Origin of the sequence: Bradyrhizobium retamae, from assembly GCF_001440415.1 — a bacterium.
In the GTDB taxonomy this organism is placed as follows: Bacteria; Pseudomonadota; Alphaproteobacteria; order Rhizobiales; family Xanthobacteraceae; genus Bradyrhizobium; species Bradyrhizobium retamae.
Genome location: NZ_LLYA01000013.1, coordinates 128,140 through 147,243 on the forward strand (window position 1 = coordinate 128,140; position 19,104 = coordinate 147,243).

Sequence of the window (19,104 nt, forward strand, 5' to 3'; positions counted from 1 at the left end):
ACGGCACCAGCTCTCAAACGATTGGGAACTTCACCTACTTCAGCGACGGTCGTACGTGCCAACGCATAGGGAATCAGACTTACTGCAACTAGATATCCAAAGAGACCGCCCCAGTCCTGTAGCCGAGGTGAGGCGACGTCCGGGGATGATGCCGGCACCGCTTGCGGATATCGCTGGCCCTCATCCGTCTACGATGTCTACGACGTAGTCAGCGTCCCCCGCTCATCGAGCGCAGCACCGCCTCGCTCGGCCAGCAATCGACCTTCAGCCCGGCGGACTTTTGATAGGCGCCGAGCGCCGCACGGGTTTGCATGCCCGCCTTGCCGTCGAGTTTGTCCTTGTAGAGACCGATGCGCGTCAAATGGCGCTGCATGGCCTCGATATCGGCGGAGCGCAACTGCGTCGAGGCCGACCACGGCGTTGCGAACGGCAGCGGGCTCGCCATGCGATCGGCGAGATGGCCGACGAACAGCACATACAGATCGGAGAAATTGTATTCCTTGATGACGAAATAGTTCTTCGTGGTCAGGAACGACGGGCCGTAGATGCCCTCCACCTGCAATAGCGAGGCCGGCTGTGCCTGTTCGGCCGCACTCAGCCTTTGTCCGCGTACCGGCACGAAGCCGGCGCGCAGCCACTCGGCGATCGGCTTCGTCACCTCGGGCACGCCCATGGTGCAATCGACATTGGCGGGCGCCTTGACCTCATAGGCCCAGCGCACGCCCGCCTGCCAGCCCTTGTTGACGAGCTGTTGCGCGGCGGACGCCAGCGCGTCCGGCACGGAATTCCAGATGTCGACACGACCGTCGCCGTCAAGATCGATGCCATGCTTGTAATATTCGGACGGCAGGAACTGGGTGAGGCCGGTGGCGCCGGCCCAGGACGAGCGAAAATCCTTGCGCGCCACCGCGCCCTCGCCGAGAAGTTTGAGCGCCTGAATGAACTCGGTGCGATACTGATCCTTGCGCCGGCCGACATAGGCCTGCGTCGCGACCACGCGGAGCATGTCGTGAGGCAGGCGATAGCGACCGAAATCGGTCTCGCGGCCCCAGATCGCGAGCACGATGGATGCAGGAACGCCAAAACGCTTTTCGATCTCGGTGAGAGCGGCGCGATGCTTCTGCATCAGCTTTTGCCCCTCGGCGGCCAGCCGCGCGATGGAAGCTTCCTTCACATAATCGGCCGGCACCTGCACGAACTCGGCCTGCGCCGGCGCGCCAGTGGCGGGCCGACCCGGCAGCAGGAGATCGGGCAGTTTGTAGTCGGGCTCCAGTCCTTGCGTTTCGCGATCGAACGTCGCGCGCGACACGCCGGCCGCTTGCGCTTCCGGCCATAGCGAGGCGACGAACTGGGCAAAGGCGGCGTCGGCGGAAAACGCCGGTTGCGATGCGCCGAGCATCACCGCAGTCACTATCAGAACTGCGGCAGCCGCCCTCGTTCGCAAAGCCGAAAATCCGATGATCGACAAGCCGCCCATCAATGCGAAGCGGCGCGCTTTGCTTCGTCGACGGCCATGTTCGAGACACGGTCGACATAGGCAATGCCGATGGCCGACAGAATGAAAACGGTATGGATGATGGTTTGCCACATCACGCCGGTTTCGGTGTATGCGCTTTTTCCCGACGCCAGTGCACCGGCCTCGATGAACGTGCGCAGCAGATGGATCGAGGAGATGCCGATGATCGCCATCGCCAGCTTGATCTTGAGCACGCTGGCGTTGACATGGCTGAGCCATTCCGGCTCATCGGGATGGCCCTGCAGGTTGAGGCGGGAGACGAAGGTCTCGTAACCGCCGACGATCACCATCACCAGCAGGTTGGAGATCATGACGACGTCGATCAGGCCCAGCACCGCCAGCATGATCTGCTGTTCGCTGAAATCGAAAGCATGGGCGAACAGATGCCACAGTTCCTTCAGAAACAGCACGACATAGACGCCTTGCGCGACAATCAGCCCGACGTAAAGCGGCAATTGCAACCAGCGGGAGCCGAAAATCAGCATTGGAACGGGGCGCAATGCTTTCCCCTTACCTTTAGGTGGCAACGGTGTTTCGGGGGTAAGGGACATCAGGATGGCTCACTGCGGGATTGGAATTTCGGAACAACGCCTATATCTACGCACTGTCACTGCCGTGTGAAGCGACAACTGGCCGCAGCACAAGCGGGACACTAATCATGCAAACACCCGATTGGTTCACCGCGTCAGCTTCTTGTACTTCACGCGGTGCGGAATGATGCTGTCCTGGCCGAGCCGGCGCATCTTGTCCTTCTCGTAATCCTGGAAGTTGCCTTCGAACCATTCGACATGGCTGTCGCCTTCGAAGGACAGGATGTGGGTCGCGATGCGGTCGAGGAACCAGCGATCGTGGCTGATGATCACGGCGCAGCCGGCGAAATCCTCCAGTGCCTCTTCCAGCGCGCGCAGCGTATCGACGTCGAGGTCGTTGGTCGGTTCATCGAGCAGCAGCACGTTGGCGCCTGATTTGAGCATCTTGGCCAGATGCACGCGGTTGCGTTCACCGCCCGACAGGGCGCCGACCTTCTTCTGCTGGTCGGCGCCCTTGAAGTTGAACGACGAGCAATAACCGCGCGAATTGACCTCGCGCTTGCCGAGCAGGATCAGCTCGTTGCCGCCGGAAATCTCCTCCCACACGGTTTTCTTGCCGTCGAGATCGTCGCGCGACTGGTCGACGTAGCCGAGGTGAACGCTCTCGCCGACGTTGATGGTGCCCTTGTCCGGCTCTTCCTGCCCGGTGATCATGCGGAACAGCGTGGTCTTGCCGGCGCCGTTGGGGCCGATCACGCCGACAATGCCGCCGGGCGGCAGCTTGAAAGTGAGATCCTCGATCAGCACGCGGTCACCGAACGCCTTGGTGAGCCCTTCGAAATCGACCACGTTCTGGCCGAGACGCTCGGCCACGGGAATGGTGATCTGCGCTGTCTGAGTCTGCTTCTCGCTCGCCTGCTTGAGCAAGTCCTCATAGCGCTGATAGCGCGCCTTGGACTTGGCCTGGCGTGCCTTCGGTGAGGACGCGATCCATTCCTGCTCGCGAGCCAGCGTCTTCTGGTGCGCGGCCTCCTCGCGGCCCTCCTGCTCGAGGCGCTTCTGCTTCTGCACCAACCAGGACGAATAATTGCCCTCGTAGGGAATGCCGCGGCCGCGATCGAGCTCGAGGATCCAGCCCGTGACGTTGTCGAGGAAGTAGCGGTCGTGGGTCACGATCAGGATCGCGCCAGGATAATTGCGCAGGTGGCCTTCCAGCCACGACACCGACTCGGCATCGAGGTGGTTGGTCGGCTCGTCCAGCAGCAAGAGATCCGGCTGATCGAGCAGCAATTTGCACAGCGCGACGCGGCGGCGCTCGCCACCGGAGAGTTTTGTCACGTCGGAATCGTCGGGCGGGCAGCGCAGCGCGTCCATCGCCTGGTCGACCTTGCTGTCGAGATCCCAGAGACCCGCGGCCTCTATCTCGTCCTGCAATTTGGTCATCTCATCGGCCGTCTCGTCCGAATAGTTCATCGCCAGCTCGTTGTAGCGATCGAGGATCGCCTTCTTCTTGGCGACGCCCAGCATGACGTTTTCGCGGACGGTAAGCGCAGGGTCCAGGTGCGGCTCCTGCTCGAGGTAGCCGACGCGCGCGCCCTCGGCGACCCAGGCCTCGCCGGTATATTCCTTGTCGAGACCAGCCATAATCTTGAGCAGGGTCGACTTACCGGAACCGTTGACGCCGAGCACGCCGATCTTGGCGTCCGGGTAGAAGCTCAGATGGATGTTATCGAGCACCTTTCGGGTCGGGTAGCTCTTGGTCAGACCCTGCATGAAATAGATGAATTGGCGAGCCATCGCGATCCTTGGAATCGTTGGATTTTACGGAAATTTGCTGCCGCTGATGTAGCGGCGCGGCCCCCAAAGGGCAACCGCGGCGGGGCGTTTTCCGTCCGTTCACCACGGATCAATACGGGATGGTCACCATGTCCGCCGCGATCCCGACAATTGAAACTATCTTTTAATAAATCAGGCGAAAACTCGTTTTCAGCGCCGAAAAAGGCGTCTTGAGAACAAGGGCCCGCGTCATGGCTACGATCGCTTCGGCATCCCTTTCCGCCCCGGCTCATGCAAGCGCCGGACTGGCAAAACCGTTGGCAGAACTCCGCGCTTTCTGGCGGCAGTTCGTGGCCAAGGCGTTCAACCCCTACCGCCCGGAACTGTACTATATGCGCGGCCCGGGACCGGCCTGGCGCGCCAAGCATCCCGGCCATTCGAACTGAGCTCTCGCATTAATTGAGCCTGCCCTGCGTTTAGTCCGCTTGCGCCGCTACCGATTGCGCGCAACCATGGCGACCTTTCCGACGGCGTTTCCCGCCGTCATCCTCGCCATCAACGGACCTCTCAAATGACGCGGCCGCGCTGTGCAATCCTCGACGACTATCTCAATGTGGCGCTTAAGGTCGCCGACTGGTCCAAGGTCACCGACCGCGTCGACGTCACGGTGTTCAACCAGCCGTTTGCGAACGCGGAAGCCGCCGCCGCCGCGCTCAAGGATTTCGAGATCATCTGTGCGATGCGCGAGCGCACCCCCTTTCCTCGCACCATGTTTGCAGGCCTGCCCAACCTAAAACTCCTGATCACCTCGGGCCTGCGCAATGCCGCCATCGATATGGAGGCCGCCAAGGACCACAAGGTGGTGCTGTGCGGCACGCAATGGGGCCGCGACCCGACGGCGCCGCTGACCATGGGCCTGATCCTGGAGCTGACCCGCAATATCGGCCGCGAGAACGCCCGCATGCATGCCGGCGAGCCGTTGCAGGCACATGTCGGCATGGAAATCGAGGGCCGCACGCTCGGGGTGATCGGCCTCGGCAAGCTCGGCACCAAAGTATCGAAGCTGGCGCAGGCCTTGGGCATGAACGTGATCGCCTGGAGCCAGAACCTGACGGCTGAAAAATGCAAGGAGGTCGGCGTCACTTATGTGAGCAAGGAAGAGCTGTTCTCGACCGCCGACATCGTCACCATCCATGTGGTGCTGAGCCAGCGCACGCGCGGGCTGGTGGGCGCCGCCGACCTCGCGCGGATGAAGCCGACCGCCTATCTCGTCAACACCGCGCGCGGGCCGATCGTCGACGAAGGCGCGCTATTGGAAGCGCTGACGCAAAAGAAGATCGCGGGCGCCGGCATCGACGTGTTCTCGGTCGAGCCGCTGCCGGTCGGCCATCCCTTCCGCAAGCTCGACAATATCGTGCTGACGCCGCATCTCGGCTACGTCACCGAGGACAGTTTTCGAAACCACTATCAGCAGATGGTGGAAGGCATCGACGCCTGGTTAAACGGCGAGCCGAAGCAGCGGCTGGCCTAGGGCATTTCACTCCTGATGGAATCAGAACCGAAGCTCTGGATTCTTGCTTTGACACGTTTTCTTCACGCGAACCGGTACGCACCCCCGATCAACTCCGAGGGCGTGCTTCGCTCGAAAACGCTATTCCCAGGCTCAGGCTGCGTGCTGCGCGGTTGCGCCGCTGGCAACCTCCGCAAATCCCTGACGCCACGACGGATGCGCCGGCTGCCAGTCCAGCTCGCGCCTTGCCTTGGCGTTGGAGCCTGACCGCACCTCCGTCATCATCGAAACCAGGTGCTCGCCGGCGAACAACCGACCAAGCCAAGCCGGCACGCGAATCGGCGGCCTGGCTCCGACCAGCGTGGCAAGAGCAGGCAGCCATTCGGCGACCGGCGCCGGTTCATCGTCGACGATGTTGTAGATCTCGCCGGGCTTGCCGCGCTCGATGGCAGCGACGGTAGCGGACGCCGCATCATCGACATGGATGAACGACCACTGTCCGCCACCGCCGCCGATCAGCGGCACGCGGCGGCGCTGCACCTGTTCGATCATCGCGCGTGAGAGCATGCCGGTGTCGGGGCCATAGAACGACCCATATCGCAGGACGATCCCTTCGAGATTCGCCGAGCTGGTGACGGCGTCCTCCAGATACTGAATCGCGTCCAGCGTGCGGCGCAGTTCTTCCGGCGGATCGAAATCGAACGGATCGGCCTCCGTCTTGATCGGGTCGCCGCTGCGGCCGTAGGTCCAGCCGCAGAAGCTCTGGGCGATGAAGCGTTTCACGCCGGCCTCGCGGGCAGCCGTCAACAGAAAATCGGTGCCCTGCGTGCGCAATCGATTGGTGCTGGCGAACGCGCGATCGAAATGCCTGAGATCTGTGACCGCGGCAAGCTCAGTCATCTGGTCGATGATGACTTCCGGCTTCGCTGCAAGCACTGCGGCGCGAATGGCCGGCGCGTCGAGCCCATCGGCGATCGCAGGTTCCGCGCCCATCCGTCTGATGATCTCGGCCTTCGCCGCCGTTCGCGTCGTGCCAACGACGGAATGACCGGCCGCAATCAAGGCGGCAACTAGCGGACGGCCCACAGCGCCAGTGGCGCCTGCAACAAAGATCCGCATGGCAAATTCTCCTGCTACTGCCCCACAATTCTGGCCGGCAGGTAGTCGAAGGAAATGTGAATTCAAGCTCACGAATGTGGCTGAAGGCCCCCTGTCCATCCGGACTTGTTCCGCAAGGCCAAGTTGCATCGCGCGCGGATCGACAACAAAAAAGGCGCGCCGTGGGCGCGCCTTCGAAAACGTCGTTGTGACTGAGAACCTACCGAATCGTGACCGGCGCGGGCAGCGGCGGCACCACCGCCGGCTGCGCACCGGAAGCGGGCGCCAGTTGGGCCTGAGCCGGTCGGGCGGCTGCTGCGGCAGCCGGGCCAGCGGTGGGCGGCGGAGCGGCTGACGCGCTTGCGGTATTGGCAGGCGGGGGGCCACCGGGCATCACCACCACGCGGGTACCGACCTTGGCGCGCTCGAACAGGTCGGAGACGTCCTCGTTCAGCATGCCGATGCAGCCCGAGGAGACGAACTTGCCGATCGTCGAAGGCTGGTTGGTGCCGTGGATGCGGTAGATGGTCGAACCCAGATACATGGCACGTGCGCCGAGCGGATTGCCGGGGCCGCCGGCCATGAAGCGCGGCAGATAGGGCTGGCGCTCGATCATCTCGGTCGGCGGATGCCAGTCCGGCCACTCGGCCTTGCGGCTGATCTTCTGCACGCCGTTCCAGGTGAAGCCGTCGCGCCCGACGCGGACGCCGTAGCGGATCGCACGTCCGCCACCGAGCACGTAATAGAGGTGGGTATTGGCGGTATCGACAACGATCGTGCCCGCGGGCTCCTTGGTCGTGAAGGCCACTTCCTGGCGGCGCAGATGCGGCGGAAGCTGCGCAGGGCCGACTTCCGGCTGCTCTTCCGGCGGCAGGGCGGCGAGTTGCACCGGCTTGCCGTCAGTTCCAATGGCGGGTTGCTGCGACTGCGGGAGCGCGCCAGTCTCGGCGGGCGCAGGCGCGGTGCCAATGGCCCCCGGCGGGCGAAGGCCGGCGCGGTCGTCGTTCGGATAGACGATACCGGCGCCGGGAATGCGGCTATCGTCGCGATCCGAATAGACCTGCGGCTGCGAACCGGGCGGACGGTCCGCATAGATCACCGGCGGCGGACCGGCCGGGCGGCCGTAACGCGGATCGTCGGGCGAAAGGATCGGGCCCGTCGGCGTCGCGGCGCCACGGTCCGAATAGGCCGGGCCAGCGGCCGGCCGGCCATAGCGCGGGTCGTCCGGAGAAAGGATCGGGCCTGTGGGCATCGGGCCGCCGCGGTCCGAATAGACCGGGGCGGGCGCCGGGCGGCCATAGCGGGGATCGTTGGGCGACAGCACCGGGCCGGGCGGCGGCAACGCGGCCGAACTCGGCGCGTTCGGCGCTTCGTCGTCTTCCAGTCCGTCGAAATCAGGTTCGCCGGCACGGCGTTCGTCAACCGCATAGCCACCGGGCACGTACGGTCCCGGAGCTGTCGAATAGACCTGGCCGGGAGCTGGCGGATAGCTCTGCGCTTGGGCGAGCGAGGTTCCAGCCATGCCAGCGGCAATGGCGGCACAAATCGTCAAAATGCGGTTGTTCATCATCGCCTTTGTATAGACCCCAAGCCCCACCGGACGGTTAACGGCAGATGACGGAAGATCGCGGCGCATTCAAGACAAATCCGCGAAATTCGGCCCAAACCAGTCATTTGTGATCGCAGGCAAGCTGCGGCAAAGATGCCTCAGGACGGCGGAAATCGCCGTCGGCGGGTGGTGCGCGACGTCGAACCGCAGATTTTGTAACAAAAAGCCACCGGGCATTGAGATACTCTCAAATCGGCCTGATTCGCGCGCGCCACACCCTCCGCCGCATCCGGCCCGCACAGTGGTCACCGCGTTCCCTTGGCAAGCAATAACCCTTCCGAGATCACGGAGGGTGGAACCCTGATCCATGCTTCCCGGCTTTCGTTTCTTGTTCATCGCGATCGTGCTGTCGATGTCGATCCTGGTTTTTGGTCTTGGCGCTGCCGCCCTGTTGCGGGCCGCGCATGAGGAATTTGCCAATCTTCCCTCGCGACGGGCGGCGCCCGAGCCGATGTTCGCCCGCCAGAACGACGACCCGCTGCCGAGCTTGGCGTTGATGCGCGTCGATCCACCCGTCGCGGAGAGGCCGGCCGACAACGTCGCGGCCGCCGCCGTCCCGGAAGCAGCCTCGGAGGCACCGGCATCGACTGTGCAGTCTCCAGACGCCAGTCCGGCGGAGCCCGAGCAACTGGCTGCGGCGACGCCGGCAGAGCCGGAGATGATTGCGGAGACACCGGTTGCTCCGGCTTCCGCGGCCCAAACCGAGGCACCCGCTCCCAGTGCGGAAGTGAAGCTCGCCGCCGTCCCTGATACGCCGGAGCCCGCCGCTGCCGCCGCCTCGCCTCCCGCGGCGCCGACAACGGACGTGCCGTTACTTGAAGACAACGCCGCTGTGACCAGGATCGCGACGCTCGGCGGTCCCGCCGCCATCGTCGATGAAAAGACATCGGCCAAGACCACGGAAGCGAAGCCCGATCGGAGTGCCGTCAAAAAGCGGGCCGCGCAGCAGGCCCAGGAACGGCGGCGGATTGCGGCGCAGCGGGCGCGCCTGGCACGCGAGGCGGCGCTGGCTCAGCAGCAACTGCAGGCCAATCCGTTCGCGCAATTCCAGACCCCGACCCCGCGCGCGACGCGGTAGCGCTTGATCAAGCCGGGCCGGTCGCAACCGGGGGACCGTCGGGTGCGCCCCACTCCGTCCACGAGCCGTCATACAGCGCCGGGTTCTCGACGCCGAGACGATAGAGCGCCAGCGTCAGCACGGCGGCGCTGACGCCGGATCCGCAGCTCGTCACGATCGGTGCATCGAGCTTCACGCCGGCGCCGAGAAATGCCGCGCGCAATTCGTCGAGCGGCTTCATCGTGCCGGTCGCAGCATCAAACAGATTGTTGTACGGCAGGCTGAGACTGCCGGGAATATGGCCGGAGCGAAGTCCCTGCCGCGGCTCGGCGACCTTGCCCTGATAACGTTCACTGGCGCGCGCATCGATCACCTGTTCAGCGCGGCTTGCGAGATTGGCGACGAGCTGCTGCATGCTGCGCGTGCGCCGCGCATCGAACGTCGCCTTGAACGTCGAAGGCTTCGGCGTCACCTGCCCGCTCTCGACCTTGCGGCCTTCCGCGACCCACTTCTTCAGGCCGCCATCGAGCACGCGCACGTCCTTGCCGAACGACAGAAACATCCACCACGCCCGGGGTGCGGCGACCCAGCCGCCGGAATCATAGACCACGACGGTGTCGTCATTGCCGATCCCGAGCGCGCCGACGTCGCGGCCGAATTGCTCGGCGGAAGGAAACATGTGCGGCAGCGGATTGGAATGGTCGGACACCGCATCGACGTCAAAGAACACCGCGCCCGGAATATGCGCGGCGAGATAGTCGTCTTTCGGCAACGGCATCACGCCCGGCATCTTGAACGTGGCGTCGACGATTTTGACGTTGGGATCGTTCAGGTGCTCGGCGAGCCAGTCGGTGGAGACGAGCGGGTCAGTGGTGGTCGTGGTGGTCATGTCTTGTATCCATCGTCATTCCGGGATGCGCCGCAAGGCGCAGACCTCAGATGTGCAATTGCACATCGCGGAAGCCAGAGATTATGTTGCGAGATTCTCGGATGCGCAATTGCGCATCATAGTTCGCGCTTCGCGCGCCCCGGAATGACGGAGGCCGCAACGCCTACACTTTCTTCTTCGGCTCCCATTTCTCCACCGGACCGCCGGCGTCGCGCCAGGCGGCGAAGCCGCCGCCCATATGCGCAACCGGCTTCAGGCCCATGTCCTGCGCGGTCTTGGCCGCGAGCGCCGAGCGCATGCCGCCGGCGCAATGGAAGATGAACTTCTTGTCTTCCTGAAAGATCGGCTTGGCATAGGGGCTTTGCGGATCGATCCAGAATTCCAGCATGCCGCGGGTGCAGGAGAACGCGCCGGGAATCTTGCCCTCGCGTTCGATCTCGCGGGGATCGCGGATATCGACGATCACGACGTTGGGATCCTGCGCGGCCTTGATGGCCTCGGTGGCGCTGACAGTCTCGATCTCGGCATTGGCTTCGTCGATCAGGGATTTGATGCCGCGGTGGATGGTCTGGGGCATTGTGTTTCCTCTTTGTGTTTGTGCGCGTGTCCCGGACGCGGTGCAGCACCCCTTAGGTGATGCACCGCAGAGCCGGGACCCAGATCGCAGCCGATGGGCCCCGGCTCTGCAGCGCACCGCTGACGCGCTGCGCTGCGTCCGGGGCACGCAATCCCGCTACCGCACCAATTCCTTCATCGCGCCTTCGAGGCCTTCGATCGTGATCGGGTACATGCGATCCGAAAGCAGCCGGCGGATGATGGCGGTGGATTCCGAATAGTCCCAGTGTTTCTGCGCCACCGGATTGAGCCACACCGTATGCGGATAGGTGCGCGTGATGCGCTCCAGCCAAACCGCGCCGGCTTCCTCGTTCACATGCTCGACCGAGCCGCCCGGCACCATGATCTCATACGGCGACATCGAGGCGTCGCCGACGAACACCACCTTGTAGTCGTGCGGATATTTATGCAGCACGTCCCAGGTCTGCGTGCGGTCAGTGAAGCGACGCTTGTTCTGCTTCCACACGCCTTCATAGAGGCAGTTGTGGAAATAGAAATATTCCATGTGCTTGAACTCGGACTTCGCGGCCGAGAACAACTCCTCGACCTGCTCGATGTGCGAATCCATCGAGCCGCCGATGTCGAAGAACACCAAAACCTTCACCGCATTACGGCGTTCCGGGCGCATATGCACGTCGAGATAGCCGTGGTTGGCGGTCTCCCTGATCGTGGTGTCCAAATCGAGCTCGTCGGGCGCGCCGGTGCGGGCGAATTTGCGCAGCCGGCGCAGCGCGATCTTGACGTTGCGGATGCCGAGCTCGACATTGCCGTCGAGATCTTTGAACTCGCGCTTGTCCCACACCTTGACGGCGCGGTTGTTGCGGTTCTTCTCCTGCCCGATCCGCACGCCTTCGGGATTGTAGCCATGAGCGCCGAACGGCGAGGTGCCGGCGGTGCCGATCCACTTGTTGCCGCCCTGATGGCGGCCCTGCTGTTCCTTCAGCCGTTGGCGAAGCGTCTCCATAAGCTTGTCCCAGCCCATCGCCTCGATCTGCTTCTTCTCTTCCTCGGTGAGGTATTTTTCCGCGAGCTTCTTCAGCCATTCGGCGGGAATGTCCGCCTTCTCCATAGCATCCAGCAGGCTTTCCAGCCCTTTGAACACGGTGCCAAAGACGCGATCGAACTTGTCGAGGTTGCGCTCGTCCTTCACCAAAGCGGCGCGGGAGAGATAGTAGAAATTCTCCACCGTCTGATCGGCAAGGTCGGCATCGAGCGCCTCCATCAGCGTCAGATATTCACGCAGCGTCACCGGGACCTGCGCGTCGCGCAACGATGTGAAGAATTGCAGGAACATGGGTTACAGATTGCCCGCCGGGCGGCGCACGTCAAGGGCCAGAGCCTGTCAAAGGCCGGCGCATAGCTGTCAGGCCTAGACCGGGTAGGTTTTTCAATTACAATTGACCTGCAAAAGGCTTATTCCGGCAGGGGAAATTCAATGGGAATCATAGCGGCGCTGATCATCGGCGGTGTTGCGGGCTGGCTTGCCGGGTTGATCGTGCGCGGCGCAGGCTTCGGGCTGATCGGCAATGTCGTGATCGGCATCATCGGCGCGTTGCTTGCGAGCTGGCTGTTGCCGCAGCTCGGCGTCAGTCTCGGCGCAGGCTGGGTCCGCGATATTGTCAACGCCACGATCGGCGCGGTGATCATCCTGGTGATCCTGTCACTGATCAGACGCTGACGAAGCCGCAGCAATTCCAATCGCGACCGCCGGACCGGCGGTCGTTTACTGTTCAGGCCGCGAGCGGCTGACGAACGAACAACAAGGCAAACGGATAGATGAAATTTACCGGCACCAAGGACTATGTCGCCACCGACGACCTCAAGGTCGCCGTCAACGCCTCGATCGTGCTCGAACGCCCGCTGCTGATCAAGGGCGAGCCCGGCACCGGCAAGACCGTGCTGGCGGAAGAAGTCGCCAAGGCGCTCGGCGCGCCGCTTCTGACCTGGCACATCAAGTCGACCACCAAGGCGCAGCAGGGTCTTTACGAATACGACGCGGTGTCGCGGCTGCGCGACAGCCAGCTCGGCGATAGCAGGGTTTCCGACATCTCCAACTACATCAAGCGCGGCAAATTGTGGGAAGCTTTTACCCACGAGAAGCGCCCGGTGCTTTTGATCGACGAGATCGACAAGGCCGACATCGAGTTTCCGAATGACCTCCTGCTCGAACTCGATCGCATGGAGTTCTTCGTCTACGAGACTGGCGAGAACATCAAGGCGAGCCTGCGCCCGATCGTGATGATCACCTCGAACAACGAAAAGGAACTGCCGGACGCGTTTCTGCGCCGCTGCTTCTTCCACTACATCAAGTTTCCCGACGCCGACACCATGGGCCGGATCGTCGACGTGCACTTCCCCGGCATCAAGAAGCGCCTGGTGGAGGAAGCCTTGCGCATCTTCTTCGAGGTGCGCGAAGTGCCGGGTCTGAAGAAGAAGCCCTCGACCTCCGAGCTGCTCGACTGGCTCAAGCTGTTGCTGAACGAGGACATCACCCCGGAGATGCTGCGGGAGCGCGATCCGCGCAAGCTGATCCCGCCGCTGCACGGCGCTCTCTTGAAGAACGAACAGGACGTGCACCTGTTCGAGCGGCTGGCGTTCCTCAGCCGACGCGAAGTGTAGTTGCTGACGACCGCGACGCCAGAACCTGAGGTTCTGGCGTTTTGCTTTTCGTAAGACACGACAAACCAAAAAAAGAACAGGGAAGATGAACGTTCAAAGCCAGATCGACGCAACGTCGCCCCGCACGACCGAGCATTTCGACGTCCTGATCGCCGGTGCCGGCATCTCCGGCGTCGGCGCGGCCTATCACCTCACCACGCAATGCCCGGGAACGACGTTCGTGGCGCTGGAGGCACAGGAGACATTCGGCGGCACCTGGACCACCCATCGCTATCCCGGCATCCGCTCCGACAGCGATCTCCACACCTTCGGTTATCGGTTCAAGCCGTGGACGTCAGCACCGATCGCCAGTGCCAAGGAAATCCTCGAATACATGGGCGAGGTGATCGAGGAAAACGATCTCGCCCGGCACATCCGCTACCGGCACACCATCACTTCAGCGAAATGGTCGAGCGAGGAAAACCTCTGGACCATCGAGGCCACGCGCACCGACACCGGCGAGAGGCTGCGCTTCACCACCAATTTCTTCTGGATGTGTCAGGGCTATTACCGTCACACCGAGGGCTATACGCCGGAGTGGAAGGAGATGGCCAAGTTCAAGGGCCCGATCGTCCACCCGCAGAAATGGCCTGAAGACCTCGATTACAAGAACAAGCGCGTCGTCGTGATCGGCTCGGGTGCTACCGCAGCGACGCTGATACCGGCGCTGGCTCCCGACTGCGCTCACGTCACCATGCTGCAGCGTTCGCCTACATATTTTCGCACCGGGCGCAATGCGATTGAGATCGCCGAGGAGCTGCGGAAACTACAGGTCGACGAAACCTGGATTCACGAAATCACACGACGGAAAATCCTGTTCGACCAGGACGCCTTCACCCGAAAGACGTTTGCGGAACCGGAAGCCGCCAAGAAGGATCTGTTGTCGGCGGTCGAAGCCTATCTCGGCAAGGACTACGACATCGCGACCCACTTCACGCCAAAATACCGGCCGTGGCGGCAGCGCATCGCCTTCATTCCCGACGGTGACCTGTTCCAGGGCATCAAGTCCGGCAAGGCTTCCGTCGTTACCGACGAGATCGACCGCTTCACAGAGAAGGGAATCCTGCTGAAATCCGGCAAGGAACTGGAAGCCGACATCATCGTTACCGCGACCGGCTTCAACCTCTGCGCCACCGGCGACATCGAGTTTGCCATCGATGGCAAGCCGCTCGACTTCGCCGACACCGTGACCTATCGCGGCATGATGTTCACCGGCGTACCCAACCTCGTCTGGGTGTTCGGCTATTTCCGCGCGAGCTGGACGCTGCGCGTCGATCTCGTTGCCGACTTCGTCTGCCGGCTGCTCACGCACATGAAGGAGACCGGCGCGAAAAAGGTAACGCCGCAGCTTCGTCCCGAAGACCACAACATGCCGCTGTTGCCGTGGATCGATCCGGAAAATTTCAATCCTGGCTACATGATGCGCGGCATGCACCTGCTGCCCAAGCGCGGCGATAAGCCGGAATGGCAGCACAACCAGGACTACTGGGCGGAAAAGGACGAGTTTCCGGCGATCGACCTCAAGGACAAGGCATTCGTTTACGGCTGAAGCCGGCCGCCGGGTGAAGGCTGCATCCCCTCATCCGGCGCCTTCAGATTGGACGCGCCTCAATCACGTTGAAGCGGCCGGCAGGGTAGCTCGTGACCAGATCGAAGCTGCTCTGGCCGAACAACTCGCGGTACTGTCGCTCGGTGCGCTCGAGCCCTCCCGGCCCGCGAAGCATGTTCAGATCACTCAGCGCCTGCTCCTTGTCCTCGTCCGCCATGGATGGCCGCTCCGGCATCAGCCGTTCGACCAGAAGCAGCTTGCCTGCGTCCGGGAGCGCCTTGCGACAGTTTTGCAGGATCGCGATACTGCGCGCATCATCCCAGTCGTGAATGATGCTCTTGAGGATGATCGCATCAGCGATCGCCGGCACGGCCTTGAAGAAATCGCCGGCCACAAATTCCACGCGGTCATCGACACCGATCTGCCTGAGATGCTTGCTCGCGGCCTCGGCACATCTCGGAAGGTCGAAAACAGTTCCGCGCAGTTTGCTGTTTTGCTGCGCGATGACGCCGAGCAATTCACCGGATCCGCCGCCGACGTCCATCAGGTGGCGTATCCGGCTGAAGTCATAGGACTGAAGGACATTCGGTGTGACAAGACGGGTAAGCTCCACCATCGCCACGTTGAACTTGTCCACAATCTCCGGCGTCCGGCCCATCAGCTCGAAGCTGTCATCGACGCCTTGCAGTTGCGCCGCGGTCTTGCCGGTCATGATCGATTCAAGCATTCCGCTCCAGTATTTTGAAATCAGTTCGGTCTCAAGGATTGCCCAGCCCTTGACCGAATGCGTTGCCGAGCTATCGAGGCAGGCACCCATGTCCGTCAACGCATAGCGATCTTCGCCGGTTCGCGAACAGATGCCGATGGTGGAAAGCGCGGTAAGCAGGCGTCCGAGCGACCGCTCATCCGCGCCGGTTGCCTTGGCGAGCTTGCCGACCGTCTGCGGTCCGTAGCTCAACAACTCGGCGAGCCCCAGTCTGGCCGCGACATAGATCACCGCCGTAACACGTTGCGACTGGATCAAGTCGAAAAGCCTGAGGGCCGATACTTGCGATGACATCGTGCCTCCTATCTCCGCATTGTTTTGCGGCAGCCGGATCTTCCGAAAGCCGAACGATCAGCGGTCCAGGTTGAACCACGACTGCGAGAACATCGTCGCGGTTGCGTCCCATTGGTCACGGGCTTGGATCGACGCTGCAGCTTTCGTCGACCGTCGCCCAGGCGAGCGCAGCGGTCATTTCCCTGATGACGCGTGCAGGCCTGCCGCGCGCAGAAGCCCCCGCTCCGCCTGCGATCAAGGTGACCGCAAACCGGGAGTGGCCAAATGAGATAGTTCACAAACCATATGTATACTTTCATGGTATTTTCACACCGTTATTTTGCACCATTTGCCATTTATTCGCGTTCTCTGTATACATGCTGCACTCAGTAGGGAGCGCAAACCATGCCGTCTTCATTTCCCCTCAATGCCTGGTACGCCGCCGCCTGGGACGTCGACGTCAAGCACGCGCTGTTTCCGCGCACGATCTGCGGGAAGCATGTCGTGATGTACCGCCAGTCCAACGGGCGGGTCTGCGCGCTCGAGGACGCCTGCTGGCACCGCCTGGTGCCGCTATCGAAGGGTCGGCTCGACCGCGACATTGTCGTCTGCGGCTATCACGGGCTGAAATTCAATGCGCAGGGCCGCTGCACCTACATGCCCTCGCAGGAGACCATCAACCCGTCCGCCTGCGTGCGTTCCTATCCGGTGGTCGAGCGCCATCGTTTCATCTGGCTGTGGATGGGCGATCCGGCGCTGGCCGATCCCGCGCTGGTGCCCGACATGCACTGGAACGACGACCCGGCCTGGGCGGGCGACGGCAAAACCATTCACGTCAAATGCGACTACCGCCTCGTGGTCGATAATCTGATGGACCTGACCCACGAAACCTTCGTGCATGGCTCCAGCATCGGCAATGATCACGTGGCCGAAGCCCCGTTCGACGTCACCCATGGCGACAAGACGGTCACCGTGACGCGCTGGATGAAGGGCATCGACGCGCCGCCGTTCTGGGCCGCGCAGTTGCAGAAGCCGGGCCCGGTCGACCGCTGGCAGATCATCCATTTCCAGGCGCCCGGCACCGTCAACATCGACGTCGGCGTGGCGCCCGCCGGCACCGGCGCGCCGGAAGGCGACCGCTCGCAGGGCGTCAACGGCTTTGTGCTCAACACCATGACGCCGGAGACCGACACTACCTGTCATTATTTCTGGGCCTTCGTCCGCAATTACCGGACGACCGAACAGAAACTGACCACCGAAATTCGCGAAGGCGTGTCGAACATCTTCCACGAGGATGAAATCATCCTCGAAGCGCAGCAGCGTGCGATGGACGAGAATCCGGATCGCACGTTCTACAATCTCAACATCGATGCGGGAGCGATGTGGGCGCGGCGCGTGATCGACCGGATGGTGGCGCGCGAGAGCGCACCGCAGACCATGCAAGCTGCGGAGTGAGGAAATGAGCGAGCGCGACGCCGAACGTTCCGTGTCGCAGACCGTGCGGGCGCAACTCGCGCTGCGCGACATGATCCTGTCCGGGCGGCTGCGCCCGGGCGAACGCATCAGCGAATTGCAGGCGGTCGATATCACCGGCGTGTCGCGGACGCCGGTGCGGCTGGCGCTGGTGCGGCTGGAGGACGAAGGGCTGTTGCAGGCGATCCCGTCCGGCGGCTTCATGGTGAAAGCGTTCACCGAGCGCGACATTCTGGATTCGATCGAGCTGCGCGGCACGCTTGAGGGCCTCGCCGCGCGCTTTGCGGCCGAGCGCGGCGTCAGCGCGCGTAGCCTTGAGCCGCTCAAGGAGTGCCTTGCCGATCTCGATCAACTGGTCCGGCAGGATCAGATCTCGGTCGAAGCCTTTTCTGCCTATGTGACAATGAACGCGCGCTTCCACGCGCTGCTCAATGAACTGTCCGCCAGCGCGCCGCTGATCCGGGAGATCGACCGCGTCTCGGCGCTGCCGTTTGCTTCGCCAAGCGCGTTCGTAATGGCGCAGTCGGCGCTGCCGGAAGCGCACCAGATCCTGCTGATCGGGCAGGATCATCACCGCGTTGTGGTCGATGCGATCGAGAACCGCGAGGGCGCGCGGGCCGAAGCCGTGATGCGAGAACATTCCCGCCTCGCCGCGCGCAACTTGCGGCTCGCGATCCGAAACCGCACGCATCTCGATTTGCTGCCCGCACTCGCCCTTTTGAAATCGCCAGTCGAATAGAGTAGCCCATGCGTTTTGCCGAGCAATGGAGCTGGTGCACTGTCGAATCTATCCGCGACGTGACGCCGACGATCCGCGAATTCCGCCTGCGTCCTGAAAGCGGTCGAGTAGCGCCCCACCCGGCAGGCAGCCATATCGGCGTCTCCGTGCTGATCGATGGACAGCCGGCGCGGCGCTCCTATTCGCTGGTGGAGAACGACGACGCCGGCACTTATCGAATCGCGGTGCGGCTGGCGCCGGATAGCCGCGGCGGCTCGCGCGGCATGTGGAATTTGCGAGCTGGCGCGCGGATCGAAATCTGCAACCCAAGCTCGCTGCTGGACGTCGATTGGACGCGGCGAAATTATTGCCTGATCGCGGGCGGCATCGGCATCACGCCGATTACCGGTATCGCCGCCGCGCTGTACCGCAGAAATATCGACGCCACGTTGCACTACGCGGTGAAATCGCGCGGTGATGCAGCCTTCGTCGACGAACTCTCCGCGCTGCTCGGCAATCGATTGGTCGTGCACGCCTCCGACGAAGGCGCGCGGCTCGATCTGAACGCCACCTTCCGCGCGTTACCGGATGACGCCATCGCCGTGATGTGCGGGCCGATGCGGATGCTGGAAGCGGCGCGGCGCGCCTGGAACGAGGCAGGTAGAGCGCCTGCCGATCTCCGCTACGAGACCTTCGGCTCCAGCGGCTTGATGCCGACGGCGGAATTCCGGGTGCGGCTGAAGGATATGGACACCGAACTGGTCGTGCCGCAGAACAGCTCGATGCTGGATGCGCTGAACGGCGCCGGCTTCGAGGTGATATCGGACTGCCAGCGCGGCGAATGCGGCGTCTGCGCGGTCGACGTCGTCGCGGTCGAGGGCGAGATCGACCACCGCGACGTGTTCTTCAGCGATCAGCAGAAGCAGGACAACCGCAAGATCTGTACGTGCGTGTCGCGGGCGATCGGCGTGGTGACAATCGACACGCTGTACCGGGCGGAGGCTGTCTAGCGCCTGGATCGGGCGCCGGACTCCGAGCCTCACGTAACGGACACGGATCTTCGGTTG

18 protein-coding genes are annotated in these 19,104 nt (G+C 62.9%); 9 read left to right on the forward strand and 9 right to left on the reverse strand.

The window, feature by feature from the left end; translation table 11 throughout:
• Positions 1-208: 208 nt before the first annotated feature.
• The 3 genes from CQ13_RS04445 to ettA form a co-directional block, all read right to left on the reverse strand.
• Positions 209-1,399, reverse strand: a complete 1,191-nt coding sequence (locus CQ13_RS04445; RefSeq protein ID WP_057841869.1) for a lytic murein transglycosylase — start codon at positions 1,397-1,399, stop codon at positions 209-211.
• A gap of 77 nt (positions 1,400-1,476) precedes the next feature.
• The gene (locus CQ13_RS04450; protein ID WP_057841792.1) at positions 1,477-2,067 is read right to left on the reverse strand and encodes a TIGR00645 family protein; all 591 of its coding nucleotides are present in this window, start codon (positions 2,065-2,067) and stop codon (positions 1,477-1,479) included.
• A gap of 126 nt (positions 2,068-2,193) precedes the next feature.
• Complete coding sequence (gene ettA, locus CQ13_RS04455) at positions 2,194-3,843, reverse strand: energy-dependent translational throttle protein EttA (protein ID WP_057841793.1); 1,650 nt, start codon at positions 3,841-3,843, stop codon at positions 2,194-2,196.
• 230 nt (positions 3,844-4,073) lie between these two features.
• Here ettA and CQ13_RS04460 point away from each other — a divergent pair, with 230 nt between their 5' ends.
• Both CQ13_RS04460 and CQ13_RS04465 read left to right on the forward strand, forming a co-directional pair.
• On the forward strand, positions 4,074-4,268 hold the full coding sequence (locus tag CQ13_RS04460; RefSeq protein WP_057841794.1) for a hypothetical protein: 195 nt from the start codon (positions 4,074-4,076) through the stop codon (positions 4,266-4,268).
• A gap of 125 nt (positions 4,269-4,393) precedes the next feature.
• Positions 4,394-5,353, forward strand: coding sequence for a D-2-hydroxyacid dehydrogenase family protein (locus tag CQ13_RS04465; protein ID WP_057841795.1), 960 nt, complete (start codon positions 4,394-4,396; stop codon positions 5,351-5,353).
• 132 nt (positions 5,354-5,485) lie between these two features.
• Here the strand turns inward: CQ13_RS04465 and CQ13_RS04470 are convergent, their stop codons facing one another.
• Together CQ13_RS04470 and CQ13_RS04475 are read right to left on the reverse strand one after the other, a co-directional pair.
• Positions 5,486-6,451: an NAD-dependent epimerase/dehydratase family protein gene (locus CQ13_RS04470; protein ID WP_057841796.1), complete on the reverse strand. Its 966-nt coding sequence runs from the start codon at positions 6,449-6,451 to the stop codon at positions 5,486-5,488.
• Between the two features lie 199 nt (positions 6,452-6,650).
• Positions 6,651-8,000: a L,D-transpeptidase gene (locus CQ13_RS04475; protein ID WP_057841870.1), complete on the reverse strand. Its 1,350-nt coding sequence runs from the start codon at positions 7,998-8,000 to the stop codon at positions 6,651-6,653.
• Positions 8,001-8,346: 346 nt separating this feature from the next.
• Here CQ13_RS04475 and CQ13_RS04480 point away from each other — a divergent pair, with 346 nt between their 5' ends.
• On the forward strand, positions 8,347-9,117 hold the full coding sequence (locus CQ13_RS04480; protein ID WP_057841797.1) for a hypothetical protein: 771 nt from the start codon (positions 8,347-8,349) through the stop codon (positions 9,115-9,117).
• Between the two features lie 7 nt (positions 9,118-9,124).
• Here CQ13_RS04480 and sseA read toward each other — a convergent pair whose 3' ends face one another.
• From sseA to CQ13_RS04495, 3 genes are all read right to left on the reverse strand, one after another.
• Positions 9,125-9,985, reverse strand: a complete 861-nt coding sequence (gene sseA / locus CQ13_RS04485; protein ID WP_057841798.1) for a 3-mercaptopyruvate sulfurtransferase — start codon at positions 9,983-9,985, stop codon at positions 9,125-9,127.
• Positions 9,986-10,148: 163 nt separating this feature from the next.
• A complete protein-coding gene (locus CQ13_RS04490) occupies positions 10,149-10,562 on the reverse strand; it encodes a rhodanese-like domain-containing protein (RefSeq protein WP_057841799.1) in 414 nt (137 codons plus the stop codon).
• 156 nt (positions 10,563-10,718) lie between these two features.
• On the reverse strand, positions 10,719-11,894 hold the full coding sequence (locus CQ13_RS04495) for a vWA domain-containing protein (RefSeq protein WP_057841800.1): 1,176 nt from the start codon (positions 11,892-11,894) through the stop codon (positions 10,719-10,721).
• 141 nt (positions 11,895-12,035) lie between these two features.
• Between CQ13_RS04495 and CQ13_RS04500 the strand changes: the two genes are divergently transcribed.
• The 3 genes from CQ13_RS04500 to CQ13_RS04510 all read left to right on the forward strand — a co-directional run bounded on the left by CQ13_RS04500 (position 12,036) and on the right by CQ13_RS04510 (position 14,807).
• Complete coding sequence (locus CQ13_RS04500; RefSeq protein ID WP_057841801.1) at positions 12,036-12,278, forward strand: GlsB/YeaQ/YmgE family stress response membrane protein; 243 nt, start codon at positions 12,036-12,038, stop codon at positions 12,276-12,278.
• A 98-nt stretch (positions 12,279-12,376) separates the two neighbouring features.
• A complete protein-coding gene (locus CQ13_RS04505; RefSeq protein ID WP_057841802.1) occupies positions 12,377-13,219 on the forward strand; it encodes an AAA family ATPase in 843 nt (280 codons plus the stop codon).
• 85 nt (positions 13,220-13,304) lie between these two features.
• Complete coding sequence (locus CQ13_RS04510; RefSeq protein ID WP_057841803.1) at positions 13,305-14,807, forward strand: flavin-containing monooxygenase; 1,503 nt, start codon at positions 13,305-13,307, stop codon at positions 14,805-14,807.
• A 43-nt stretch (positions 14,808-14,850) separates the two neighbouring features.
• On the opposite strand, the gene CQ13_RS04515 is transcribed toward CQ13_RS04510, so the two are convergent.
• Positions 14,851-15,867 carry a methyltransferase gene (locus CQ13_RS04515; protein ID WP_057841804.1) on the reverse strand — a complete coding sequence of 339 codons (1,017 nt, stop codon included), beginning with the start codon at positions 15,865-15,867 and terminating at the stop codon, positions 14,851-14,853.
• A 384-nt stretch (positions 15,868-16,251) separates the two neighbouring features.
• Between CQ13_RS04515 and CQ13_RS04520 the strand changes: the two genes are divergently transcribed.
• Genes CQ13_RS04520 through CQ13_RS04530 form a run of 3 tightly spaced genes read left to right on the forward strand, consistent with a single transcriptional unit; the run spans position 16,252 to position 19,047 of the window.
• Positions 16,252-17,301, forward strand: coding sequence for an aromatic ring-hydroxylating dioxygenase subunit alpha (locus CQ13_RS04520; RefSeq protein ID WP_057841805.1), 1,050 nt, complete (start codon positions 16,252-16,254; stop codon positions 17,299-17,301).
• Positions 17,302-17,305: 4 nt separating this feature from the next.
• The gene (locus CQ13_RS04525; protein WP_057841806.1) at positions 17,306-18,058 is read left to right on the forward strand and encodes a GntR family transcriptional regulator; all 753 of its coding nucleotides are present in this window, start codon (positions 17,306-17,308) and stop codon (positions 18,056-18,058) included.
• A gap of 8 nt (positions 18,059-18,066) precedes the next feature.
• Positions 18,067-19,047 carry a PDR/VanB family oxidoreductase gene (locus tag CQ13_RS04530; RefSeq protein ID WP_057841807.1) on the forward strand — a complete coding sequence of 327 codons (981 nt, stop codon included), beginning with the start codon at positions 18,067-18,069 and terminating at the stop codon, positions 19,045-19,047.
• Positions 19,048-19,104 lie beyond the last annotated feature (57 nt).

Coding starts and splice junctions, on each gene's coding strand:
- CQ13_RS04445 (WP_057841869.1), bottom strand. CDS start 1,399: ATGCTCGGCGCATCGCAACCGGCGTTTTCCGCCGACGCCGCCTTTGCC.
- CQ13_RS04450 (WP_057841792.1), bottom strand. CDS start 2,067: ATGTCCCTTACCCCCGAAACACCGTTGCCACCTAAAGGTAAGGGGAAA.
- ettA (WP_057841793.1), bottom strand. CDS start 3,843: ATGGCTCGCCAATTCATCTATTTCATGCAGGGTCTGACCAAGAGCTAC.
- CQ13_RS04460 (WP_057841794.1), top strand. CDS start 4,074: ATGGCTACGATCGCTTCGGCATCCCTTTCCGCCCCGGCTCATGCAAGC.
- CQ13_RS04465 (WP_057841795.1), top strand. CDS start 4,394: ATGACGCGGCCGCGCTGTGCAATCCTCGACGACTATCTCAATGTGGCG.
- CQ13_RS04470 (WP_057841796.1), bottom strand. CDS start 6,451: ATGCGGATCTTTGTTGCAGGCGCCACTGGCGCTGTGGGCCGTCCGCTA.
- CQ13_RS04475 (WP_057841870.1), bottom strand. CDS start 8,000: ATGATGAACAACCGCATTTTGACGATTTGTGCCGCCATTGCCGCTGGC.
- CQ13_RS04480 (WP_057841797.1), top strand. CDS start 8,347: ATGCTTCCCGGCTTTCGTTTCTTGTTCATCGCGATCGTGCTGTCGATG.
- sseA (WP_057841798.1), bottom strand. CDS start 9,985: ATGACCACCACGACCACCACTGACCCGCTCGTCTCCACCGACTGGCTC.
- CQ13_RS04490 (WP_057841799.1), bottom strand. CDS start 10,562: ATGCCCCAGACCATCCACCGCGGCATCAAATCCCTGATCGACGAAGCC.
- CQ13_RS04495 (WP_057841800.1), bottom strand. CDS start 11,894: ATGTTCCTGCAATTCTTCACATCGTTGCGCGACGCGCAGGTCCCGGTG.
- CQ13_RS04500 (WP_057841801.1), top strand. CDS start 12,036: ATGGGAATCATAGCGGCGCTGATCATCGGCGGTGTTGCGGGCTGGCTT.
- CQ13_RS04505 (WP_057841802.1), top strand. CDS start 12,377: ATGAAATTTACCGGCACCAAGGACTATGTCGCCACCGACGACCTCAAG.
- CQ13_RS04510 (WP_057841803.1), top strand. CDS start 13,305: ATGAACGTTCAAAGCCAGATCGACGCAACGTCGCCCCGCACGACCGAG.
- CQ13_RS04515 (WP_057841804.1), bottom strand. CDS start 15,867: ATGTCATCGCAAGTATCGGCCCTCAGGCTTTTCGACTTGATCCAGTCG.
- CQ13_RS04520 (WP_057841805.1), top strand. CDS start 16,252: ATGCCGTCTTCATTTCCCCTCAATGCCTGGTACGCCGCCGCCTGGGAC.
- CQ13_RS04525 (WP_057841806.1), top strand. CDS start 17,306: ATGAGCGAGCGCGACGCCGAACGTTCCGTGTCGCAGACCGTGCGGGCG.
- CQ13_RS04530 (WP_057841807.1), top strand. CDS start 18,067: ATGCGTTTTGCCGAGCAATGGAGCTGGTGCACTGTCGAATCTATCCGC.